1 protein-coding gene and 2 pseudogenes are annotated in these 2,627 nt (G+C 64.1%); all 3 read right to left on the reverse strand.

Annotated elements, in window-relative coordinates; all coding sequences use genetic code 11:
• Nucleotides 1-1,113, reverse strand: a pseudogene (gene bchD, locus ABSG20_RS34240) (magnesium chelatase subunit D); the annotation flags it as partial.
• Entirely contained in the window at nucleotides 1,110-2,132 is a 1,023-nt protein-coding gene (bchI, locus tag ABSG20_RS34245) for a magnesium chelatase ATPase subunit I (protein WP_423868857.1), read from the reverse strand. The pseudogene bchD and the gene bchI, both read right to left, overlap by 4 nt.
• Before the next feature lie 141 nt (nucleotides 2,133-2,273).
• Nucleotides 2,274-2,459: pseudogene (locus ABSG20_RS34250) on the reverse strand (hydroxymethylbilane synthase); the annotation flags it as partial.
• Between the last annotated feature and the right edge of the window lie 168 nt (nucleotides 2,460-2,627).

Raw genomic sequence — 2,627 nt, forward strand, 5'->3', positions numbered from 1 at the left:
GGCCTCGCGTCGGCGAAGCGGCTGCCACGCTGCTGCCGCCCGCAAGGTCTCGATCACATTGAGCCTGGCGCCGCAGCGCAAATCGCCGCGCAGCACGCCCGCGGGTCGGCCGCGCTTGTTGGATTTTTGCGGAGCGCCTGCTTTGCCTTGCGAAGGCGCACGTGATCGGCCCGGGGCGCGCAACGAGGCAAGCACATCCGGCGGCAGCGCCGCCTGCACAGCAGCGAGAATTACCTCATCCAGCGCACGGTCGATGTCGGGCTTTTCTGCGTCCGTACCGTCGTCGGACTCATCCGATGGTGGTTCGGGCGGCTGTTGCGGCTGTTCTGCTTCATTCGGCTGGGGAAAAACCATCGCCCGCGGCGCCAGTACCAACCGGGCGGCCAGCGCGACGTCGGCTTGTTCGACTTCGACATGTCCCGAAAGTGCGGCGCCGGCCCGGGCCACGCGCAAGGCCAGCAGCGGCGCGCGCAAGGAAACAATGCCGAGGGCCCCGGCCGCGGCACAGATCGCGTCAATTTGTTCTGCACTTGATCGGAGCGAAGGTAAGTGCTCCCGCGCCGCCAGTATCGCCTCGCGATCAGGCGTAGATGGCTCAGTCTCGCCAAATGCAATTTCATTCAAATCGACATGAAACGCCAGACGATCGCGTAGCGGGGCCGGAGCCAGTTCGTCATCGAGACCCTCGTCGAGGGCGACCACACCAAAGCGCGCCGGCATCCGCAGCGAAACGCCGTCCCGCTCAACCACGATCTCACCCGCATCAATCGCGGACGTGATGTGCACGGCGGTTGCTGACGACAGCCGTTCCGCCATGGCGAGGACCAGCACACCGCGGTCAGCCTCCGCGAGCAGCCCGCGCTCGGCGACGGGGCGTCCCGCCAGCAAGGTCGCATTGAGATCGAGACCGCCGAGCAAACGGCCGTCGGCAATATGCAGCGGCAGATGTTTCGATGGCTGCGGCGACGGCAATGCCGCGCGCAGCAGCGCCAGCCATCGCTCCCGCACCGGACCGGCGCGGGACCGCAGCAAAACGCCGCCGGTGCCGACCGGATCGACCGCGAACAATTGCGCCGCGATCATCGCATCGGACCAGGCGGGCACAGCGTTCATCCGAATACCTCCGCGATAGCGCGGTCGATCCGCACGCTGGAACCGGCATCATCGAGCGGGTTGCGACGCAGCCGATGTCGCAGCGCCGGCGCTGCGACGATGCACAGATGACTGTCGGTGACGGCGTTCTCACCTTCGAGCGCCGCCAGCGCGCGCGCCGCACGCATCAAGGTCAATTCGCCACGCAGGCCGTCGGTGCCGAGTGTCATGCACAGCTTTGCCGCGTGCTCCAGTGCTGCATTGGAAACAGTAACGGCCGGGAGTCGTTGGCGTGCCGAGGTGATTTTCTTCCGTAATTTTGTCTCTTCCCGTGTCCATTTCGCAACAAAGGCCGCGCTATCGCTCTCAAATTGGTCGCGACGGCGAACGACTTCGATCCGACTGGGAAGATCGTCCGGCGTTTTCACTTCAACCGAGAGACCAAAACGGTCCAGCAATTGCGGGCGCAGCTCGCCTTCCTCCGGATTGCCTGTGCCGACAAGCACGAACCTCGCGGGATGGCGGATACTCAATCCTTCGCGCTCGACGACGTTTTCGCCCGATGCTGCGACATCTAGCAGCAGATCGACCAGATGATCTTCCAGAAGATTGGCCTCATCGATGTAGAGAAAGCCGCGATGCGCGCGGGCCAGCAATCCCGGCTCGAACGCTTTCTCGCCGCGCGCAAGCGCGCGTTCCAGGTCGAGCGCGCCGACGACGCGATCCTCGGTCGCGCCGAGCGGCAGATCTACCACCGGTACTGCAACCTGCGCTGATTTCACCGCGCCTTTGGCGGCGCGGCTGCGGCAATCGTCACAGAATTCCGCGGGCTTGTCCGGATCACAATTGTAGCGGCAGCCGGCGACGACTTTCATTTTCGGCAGCAACGCCGCGAGGGCGCGGACTGCGGTGGACTTGCCCGAGCCGCGGTCGCCAAAGGCGAGCACGCCACCGACTTTTGGATCGACCGCCGCGATCAGCAGCGCGAGCTTCATTTCGTCCTGGCCGACGATGGCTGAAAATGGAAATGCTGTCGCCATGTCATACCCTCATGGCTCGGGTAGCGTGGGTGCGATGATCTCGGCCGCGCCTCTGTCCAGCAATTCAAGTCCGACCGCGCGGCCGAGTTCCCGCGGGCGATCGGCCGGCCCGCTGCGTGTAACCTCGATGAACCGTCCGCCGATCTCCGCGACGAAAGCGCCGCCCTTGCCACCATGCGACAACAGTTTGCTGGTCTGGTCATAGTCGCCGGCGGTTTCGAACTTCACGATTTCGACGCCGAGATCAGGCACCGCCGCCGACAGTCGCCGCCCGATGTACTCGGTCTGGGCAAGCGCCATGGTACTCTTGCGCGTGCCGATAAACATCGAAACTGCCACCACCGAGGCTCCAATCGATAGCCGCGCGAACGATCACGACGACTTGCTTCGCCAGATTAAGACCAGCCACCGCCGGAATGCAAACGAATGTATTGCATTGCGCTGCAAACCTCAGACGCCGTCAGAGCTTGCTACACATTATACATGCGGCAAAAC

Origin of the sequence: Bradyrhizobium sp. (genome assembly GCF_049512235.1) — a bacterium.
Lineage (GTDB): Bacteria > Pseudomonadota > Alphaproteobacteria > Rhizobiales > Xanthobacteraceae > Bradyrhizobium.